At 67.5% G+C, this 7962-nt stretch carries 6 protein-coding genes; 3 read left to right on the top strand and 3 right to left on the bottom strand.

Translation table 11 applies throughout. The annotated features are described in order from the left end of the window. The first annotated feature begins 155 nt into the window (after nucleotides 1-155). Complete coding sequence (locus ACNJ7E_RS15290; RefSeq protein ID WP_418340312.1) at nucleotides 156-1874, top strand: IS1634 family transposase; 1719 nt, start codon at nucleotides 156-158, stop codon at nucleotides 1872-1874. Between the two features lie 632 nt (nucleotides 1875-2506). Here the strand turns inward: ACNJ7E_RS15290 and ACNJ7E_RS15285 are convergent. Next, nucleotides 2507-3892, bottom strand: a complete 1386-nt coding sequence (locus tag ACNJ7E_RS15285; protein ID WP_418340311.1) for a sensor histidine kinase — start codon at nucleotides 3890-3892, stop codon at nucleotides 2507-2509. Further along, nucleotides 3879-4589, bottom strand: coding sequence for a response regulator (locus tag ACNJ7E_RS15280; protein WP_418340310.1), 711 nt, complete (start codon nucleotides 4587-4589; stop codon nucleotides 3879-3881). The genes ACNJ7E_RS15285 and ACNJ7E_RS15280 overlap by 14 nt, the downstream gene beginning before the upstream one ends. A gap of 150 nt (nucleotides 4590-4739) precedes the next feature. Between ACNJ7E_RS15280 and ACNJ7E_RS15275 the strand changes: the two genes are divergently transcribed. Together ACNJ7E_RS15275 and ACNJ7E_RS15270 are read left to right on the top strand one after the other, a co-directional pair. Continuing rightward, nucleotides 4740-5243, top strand: coding sequence for an SPW repeat protein (locus ACNJ7E_RS15275; RefSeq protein WP_368680645.1), 504 nt, complete (start codon nucleotides 4740-4742; stop codon nucleotides 5241-5243). A 445-nt stretch (nucleotides 5244-5688) separates the two neighbouring features. Then, complete coding sequence (locus ACNJ7E_RS15270; RefSeq protein WP_418340309.1) at nucleotides 5689-6228, top strand: DUF1931 family protein; 540 nt, start codon at nucleotides 5689-5691, stop codon at nucleotides 6226-6228. Between the two features lie 731 nt (nucleotides 6229-6959). On the opposite strand, the gene ACNJ7E_RS15265 is transcribed toward ACNJ7E_RS15270, so the two are convergent. Beyond that, complete coding sequence (locus ACNJ7E_RS15265) at nucleotides 6960-7907, bottom strand: alpha/beta fold hydrolase (RefSeq protein WP_418340308.1); 948 nt, start codon at nucleotides 7905-7907, stop codon at nucleotides 6960-6962. Nucleotides 7908-7962: the final 55 nt, after the last annotated feature.

Genomic DNA, 7962 nt, shown 5'->3' with positions numbered 1-7962 from the left:
CCGGACTTCCGCAGTTCGTAGGCATTTTCGTGCCTGCCGCGGAATGAAGGCGCAGGTCAGAGCGGTGCAGGGTGTCTGGAACGCGAAAATCTGTAGGCACACGACTTGCGGCGTGTCGGCTGGTGAAGCCGCATGCGATGTGGTGTTGTGTAGGTATGTACCTGCGGGAGACGCGGCGGAAGAACAAGGACGGCTCGGTGGTGTCGTATCTGCAGCTCGCGCACAACGAGCGGCACCCGGACACCGGCTCGCCGACCGCGAAGGTGATCCACAACTTCGGCCGCGCCGAGACCGTGGACCGGGACGGGTTGGCCCGGCTGGTGTCGTCGATCTCGCGGTTCCTCGCCCCCGACCAGTCCGCCGCGGCGTCGACCGCGGGCGGGGAGGTGGAGATCCTCGACTGCCGGCGCCTCGGCGGGGCGTGGACGCTGGACCGGCTCTGGGACCGGCTGGGGATCTCGGCGGCGATCCGCCGCGCCGCCGAGGGGCGGCGGCTCGCCGCCGACGCGGTGGAGCGGGTGATCTTCACCCTCGTCGCCCAGCGCGCGCTCGAACCCGGCTCGAAGCTCGCGGCGACCGGCTGGGTGACCGAACGCGTCGCCATCGAGCACATGACCGCGTTGTCCGACGATCAGGCCTACCGGGGCATGGACTTCCTCCTCGACGCCCTCGAGGAGATCGCCGCCGATGTGTTCAATTCCGTTGCGCACCTGTTAAACCTGGATTTGGACATCGTTTTCGTCGATACGACGAGCACCTACTTCGAGACCGAGGGCCCGGAGCGGGCCGATCCGCCCAGCGACGACGGGGCCGGTAACCCGGCCGAGTCCGGGGCGCGGGAGTTCGGCCACTCCAAGGACTTCCGCACCGACCTGCCGCAGGTGGTGATCGCGATGGCCGTCACCCGCGACGGGATCCCGGTGCGCTGCTGGACCTTCCCCGGCAACACCGCCGACACCGCGATCATCCGCACCGTCAAAGACGACCTGGACGGGTGGAACCTGCGCCGGTTGGTCTGGGTCGCCGACCGTGGTTTCGCCTCCGCCGCGAACCGAGCGTATTTGACCCGCGGCGGCGGGCATTACATCCACGCCGAGAAGCTGCGCCACACCAACACCGAGGCCGCCGCCGCGCTCGCCAGGCCGGGCCGCTACCACACCGTGGCCGGCAACCTGCGGGTCAAGGAGGTGCACGTCGCGCCCGGCGGTGACGGGGACGGCGACGGCGGCGCCCGGACCAGGCGATTCGTCGTCTGCCACAACCCGGACCAGGCGGACCGCGACGCGGCCGTACGGGAGAACCTCGTCGCGCACCTCGAAGAGCTGATCGACGGTTCCGACACCTGGACATCGCGCCGCCGCGACGAGCTGGTCGGCTCGCTCAAATCCAAGCCGGGACTGCGACGGTATCTGCGGCGCACCAACACCGGGCTGCTGCGCATCGACCACACGGCGATCAAGACCGAGGCCGGCCTGGACGGCAAGTGGCTGCTACGCACGTCCGACACCACCCTCACCCCGGAGGACCTGGCCGCCGCCTACAAGCAGCTGCTCGCCGTCGAAGCCGGGTGGCGCGACATGAAGGGCTCGCTCGGGCTGCGGCCGGTCTTCCACCACCGCGAGGACCGCATCCGCGCCCACGTCCAGTTGTGCTGGCTGGCGCTGCTGCTGATCCGGGTCGCCGAGACCGCCACCGGTGACACCTGGCGCAGCATCCGTCACGAGCTCGACCGGATGCACCTGGTCACCCTCGCCACCGACCACGGCCAGGTGGCGCAACGCTCCGCCGTCACCGCCGGGCAGCGAAAGATCCTTACCGCGCTCGAGCTGCCCGAACCGCCCCGGTTCTTCGACTTCGCCCCCACCGACGCGTAAGCGAGATCCCGCCAAAGCAAGGCCTGTAGTAACACGACCCCAACGCGGCCGCGCGGCGTCCCCGCACGTCAACACGCCTTTTCGCGGAATCGTGTGCCCATCAGCTGCGGAAGTCCGGTCAGAGGCGTGCGGGGTGTACGCAGCGGCGGGTGGTGGGGCGACTGGTGTCGATGCCGCAGCAGTGATTGATGCGGTCGGACATTACCGCGTTGCCGCAGCCTCCCTAAGGCGGTTCCGCGACACGGAGGTCTTGATTGTTATCCGGGTTCGCGGGTGGTCCCGCGGTGTCTATCGCGTGATCAGTTGCCGATCGTTGGATGTCCCACGCGGAACGTTTGTGATTCGGCCTCGTCACAGGTGAAGGTGAGCGGGGTGGTCAGTCCGGGTCGGACTCGGCTGTCGATCAGGTCCAGTGTGACGGTGATCGGACCGCCCGGCGCCCGGGGTTCTCTGAGCAGCGCGATTTGTTGAGCGGCCGCGAGCGCGGCTGGTCGGAGAACAAGCGTGGCGGGATCGGCGAGGATATCGAGTCTGTACTCGGTTGGCGTGACGCGATGAGGCGGACTTCGGTGGTGTTACCTGGGGGTTGGCTGAAGCGTGGAGGGTCCGGCGGCCGCGATGCGCGGATACCTTCAGGAGCCATGTCCGCCGGGGTCGGCCGGCGGTATCGGGAGTGTGACGGTGAATCGGGTTCCGCCGCCGGGTCTGTCGGTACAGCGAACCCGGCCGTGGTGTGCGGTCAGGGTTTCCGCGACCAGGGCGAGACCGAGGCCGGTTCCGGCGGCGGCCTTGCGGCCTCCCTGGGCGGTGGTGAAGCGTTCGAAGATGCGTTCCCGGTCGGCGTGTGCGATGCCCGGACCGGTGTCGTCGAAGTCGATGACAGCCGTCTGGCCGTCGCGCTGCACGCCGATGCCGACGAGCCCGCCCCCGTGCTGGTCGGCGTTGTTCATCAGGTTGAGAAAGACACGTTCGAGTGCTCTCTTGTGCACGCGGACGATGCTGTCGGACTCGACCGTGAGCAGGTCGGTGTGACGCTGCGAGTCGATGAGGGTGTGGGTCACCAGTTCGCGTAGCGAGACCAGTTCCGGATCGTCCTGGTGGAGGCCGGCTTCGGTGCGGGCGAGGGCGAGCAGGTCGTCGAGGAGTCGACGGAGGTGATCGAGTTCAGCGGTGATCAACGACAGAGCGCGCCGCGACCGGTCTGGTAGCTCGTGTGCGTGGCGGCCGAGGACTTCCACACTGGTGGTCAGGGTGGTCAGCGGGGTGCGCAGTTCGTGGCTGACGTCGCCGAAGAAGCGGCGTTCGCGTTCGATGCGGTGCTCTAACGAGTCGACCATCGTGTTGAACGAGGCGACGAGAGTGGCCAGATCTGGGTCGCCGGTATCGGGGAGCCGGGTGCCGAGTTCACCGCTGGCGATGGTCGCGGTGGTCCCGGCAAGCTGACTCAGCGGCGTCAGGACCCGGCGGGCAGCCCATAGTCCGAGCAGGGCGCCCCCGCAGGTGGCGGTGAGGGCACACGCGGCGAGCGCTATCCGTAGAACCCCCAGCGTCGCCTGGAGTTCGGTCAGTGGCGCGAACTCATAGAGGGTGTCGCCGCGGTCGCTGACCGGGGTGGTGACCGCGAGATAGGGCTGACCGTTGAGGTCGACAGGAACCGTGCTCGCCGAGCCGGCAGCGGCGAGGCCGGCCGGCAGCTGGTCGGGGCCGCCGTCGGGTGTGGAGCCGAACCAGTCCCCGCGGTAACGCAGCAGCAGGAAGGTATCGACCGGCGGATCGAGTGCGCCCAGCACGGCCAGGGCTGACGAATCGGGGTTGTCGAGCAGGTTCCGCAGGAACTCGGCGTGGGTGTCGGCCTGCCGCTGCGCGGAGTGCTCACGCTGCCCGACCATGTAGCTACGGCTGATGGTGAACACCGACACGGCCAGCACCAGTGACACCAGCGCCGCACCGATGGCGAAGGAGGCGATCACCCGACCACGCAGGCCGAGGCTGCCCCACCCGGGCCTAAGGAGGGGCATCGAGCCGGTACCCGAGCCCGCGCAGGGTCACCACCACCCGGGGCTCGGCGGGATCGCGTTCGATCTTGGTGCGCAACCGCCGCACGTGCACATCGACGATACGTTCGTCGCCGAAGAAGCCACGGTCCCATATCCGGTCCAGCAGGACGCTGCGGCTGAGTACCTGTCCGGGCGACTCGGCCAGCTCACACAGCAATCGGAACTCGGTCAACGTCAGGTGCAGTTCCCTATCGCCGCGCCGAACGGTGCCGCGCCCGGGGGAGAGCACCAGCGGACCGCCCGGATCGGAGTCGAGGACCACATCGCGTGGTACGTCCCGGTCGCCGGCCGCGGCAGCCCGGCGGCGCAGTGCCCGCATCCGGGCGGTGATCTCCTTGATCTCAAAGGGTTTGGTGACGTAGTCATCGGCCCCCGCCTCGAGCGCGGCCACCACGTCATGGGTGTCATCACGCGCACTGACCACGATGATCGGCACGTCGTGGTCGCGGCGGATTTCCCGAATGCAGGTGAAGCCGTCCATCTCTCCGAGCATCAGGTCGACGATCATCACGTGCGGCGCACCGTCGCGCCGCACCAGAGTGAGAGCGGTTTCCGCGTCCTCGGCCTCGTCGACGTCGTAGCGCTCGTCCTCGAGCGCCAACCGCAAGGCGGCACGGACCCGGTCGTCGTCCTCGACGATCAACACCCGTGCGCTCATGCCTGCATCCTCCCACCACCGGACCCGTCCGTGTCCGCGGCATGCTGGTCCGTCACACAACTGCAAAGGAGTCGACAGGTCCAGCTTCACATCGGTGCGTCACCCTGGACACAACGGAGGACGAATAACAGCCGTAAGGGAGTGAGCACCATGACCAGCGACCCACCCACCGGAGAGCTTCCGCTCATTGACGCCCGGGGGCACCGCGGCTTCGTGGAGCGACTAATTCTCGGCCCGACCGAGCGTATCGACCAGAACAGCCGCTGGCATCAGCGGGTCCCTGGCCCTCAAACCCCCGGCATGGTCAGCACCATCACGCTGCTGTTCGGTCTCTGGGTCGCGATGTCCCCGTTCCTGTGGCACGAATCCGGTACCACGTTCTGGTCCATAGCCCGCTGGAACGAGATACTCGTCGGACTCGCGATCGCTGCACTCGGCTTCGCCCGGCTGGCGCGCCCACTGCGATTGCTCACCGCCAGCACCCTCGGCGGGCTGTTCGGTGGATGGCTGCTCCTTTCGCCGTTCCTGTTCGACTACGGACTCGGCACCGGAACTACCCCGGCCACGATCAACGACATTCTCGTCGGCCTCACCGTCATCGCCGTCACGGTCCTCGGCCACGCCGACACCCGGGAGGCACTCACCACCACCTGACCGGTGTGCCGCGGGCGCTACCGGCTATCACGCCTTGCGGCAGGTCGCTGCGCGCCGCAGTTCGTTCCATCTCGGTGGACAGCCGCCCACCGCTGCGAGCACTTCGGCCACCGGCCCCCTCCTCATCCCACCGCAATTCCCGCGAACGGCACCGCGATGGTCAGGATGGATGAACGGTGTTTGGCGATGAGGCCGCGATGAAACATGTTGTGCACGTAGTGATCAGCGTGGCATGTGTGGTTTTGCCGGTGCGGTGTTCCTAGCGGTGTTCGGGGCACGACACCACGTTTGCTCGCTGACACCACGTTCGTGATCAACGGCCGGTCGACGACGTGCAGCGCTCTTCGCGCAGACGTGCAACTACTGCCCACTCTTCCCGTTCGTGAACCGCACACGAGAGGGCTCTGCCCCAGGAGATGACACCGGCAGACAACCAGGTGACCGTATGCGGAGCCTCTCGCCCGCACAGCACGGACTCGCGAGGAGGCACCCGAATTCAACGGGGAGATGCGGCGGCTCCGGGAAGAGGAGTGCGGATGAGTGTCATGGGAGAGGCCACCTTCGGTCACGTGTTCAGGGAGGTGGCCGATATCGAGGTGGACCGCACAGACCTGCCGCATGCGACGCCATCGTCACCGACACCCTGTACCGCCTGCTGCTGACCGGGCAGGCGTCTGCCGCCATCGCCCGCCGGTACATCATCGAACCCGAGGACCTGCCGATCACCCGAGGTCTGCGGGAGGACATTCACACCTTCACCGGACTCGGGCACCGCATCGAGTTGGAGCGGATCCTCACTCGACTCGCCGTGTACCCGCCGCTCGACCGGATCCCCGCCACCGAAACAAAGGCCGAATTCCCTGATCTCGTCGGCGGGCTCACCGTCGCGCTGGCCCGCACCTCCGCCGTGGTCTCCCCAGGCGTGCCCCGGCTCGCGCCCGGGCACTGGGACGCCCTCCGCTCGCTGGTCGAGATATACCTCTGAGGTCGCCGGGCGCGGACAGCCACCGATCGAGGCGCGCCGGGTGCCGGCAGAGCGGGTGCATATCGGCGTCGATGCCACGGTATTCCGGCCCCATGGCCACGGAGAGCGGAGACCTGGCTGTCCAGGACTCGACGCTGGCGGGGCACCTGCTCGCGCTCCGGACCGCGACATGGTGGGACGGTCCGCGTTGGTGCGGATAATCGAGACCGGATCACGCGGCGGCACCGGTAAACGGGGTGTTTCGTGGCTGGTGACCGCGGTCGCCGAGGTCGTCACCGCCCGCCTCGGGACCCCGAGGAGTGGGAGGTTTTCGTCGTCGACGTGCGCACCCCGCGGAGGCCACGGGCCAGCAGTTTCGTGCTCGCCGGACTCAGTCGGCCTTGTGAGCGGTGCACCACCGACATAGAGTCCTCGACGGTGACGAATTAGGCGCCGTGGAACTGTACGGTTTCGCTTTCCGCTGCACGGTCTCAGTGAGTTCTGCGCAGATCTTGCACTTGTGCAGTCGATGTGAGGCACGTCGCGTCGATGTTCTGCGAGATGATCTAGTTGACGGGGATGACGGTCGGTTCGATCACCTACGGGGCGATCGATCACTGGATCACGCTTTGTGAGAACGCGGGTAATCCATCAGTCTCCGACTGGGACGCCGTCAACGAACCCTGTATCCGTGACATGCTGCTGAGCAAAGGCGCAGCATGTGAGGGTAGGTAAGCGTCTTTTTCGATCCTCTACCGGTCGTGAACCCGTGGACCACACCAGTCGATGACCGTGCGAGCGTAATCGGTGGGGACTTCGAACGGCGGTGCGTGACCCACGCGGTGGAGGACCACCAGATTCCAGTCGGGCCGCTGCGCCGTCCAGTCATCGATCGACGCGCGGGCAGCGATGCGATCCTCATCGCCCCAGACAAGAAGAGTCGGCGAGGCGACTCGGCGCATCGCGTCGAGCACGGGTCGCCGGCGGACGAGCATCAGCGACAGCAGCGAGGCATACACCGTGACCGCGCGACCCAAACACCTCGGCGCGACCGCCGACATCTCCTCCCGCATGAGACCGGCGATTTCCGGTGACATTCTCGTGCCCGCAATCGACGCGGGATCGGCCGTTGGCCGCAGCTTCCGGGCGAGGATGCGCCGCCCCGAAACCCGGAGCAGCACCCGGGCGGCCGGTGCGACGATGGCCAACCCCGCCCTGCCGAGGGTTTGCCACATGCGCGCCTCGCCGTCGCTCAGCGGGGGAGGAAGTGCCGGCGCCACCAACACGAGCCCGTCGACCCGTTCGGGTGCCTGGTCGGCGAACATCAACGCCACCATCCCGCCCGCCGACCAGCCGTGCACCGTGACCCGATCGAGCCCGAGTGCATCGATGAAATCGCGCAGGAACAGCGCGTTGGTTTCGATGCTCGTCGCGCGCCGGTTCGGCAGCGCGGTGTGGCCGGCGATCGTGCCGGGTAGGTCTACCGCGATCGCGTGCGCGTGTGGTCGCAGTTCCGCGAGTACGTCGAGCCAGTTCGAGGCGCTGTTGGCCGGGTTGGGAACGAGTAGATGAACCGGCACTTCGGATGCCCGCGTCTGATCGGTTACCAGGTAGTGCACCTTCGTGCCGTGCACATCGACTGTCTTACTGCGAATTCCGGACCACCGAGAGGCACGCTCACCCCAGTCGGTGTAACGCATTACCCCAGGCTACGCCCGCCGGCACGGGGCTCGGGGTGCCGTCAAGGATCGTGTC

Source organism: Rhodococcus mengyinensis (assembly GCF_048381435.1).
Classification (GTDB): Bacteria; Actinomycetota; Actinomycetes; order Mycobacteriales; family Mycobacteriaceae; genus Rhodococcus_F; species Rhodococcus_F opacus_D.
Note: the sequence above shows the minus strand (reverse complement) of the source record. Positions and strands in the feature narration are given on the sequence as shown.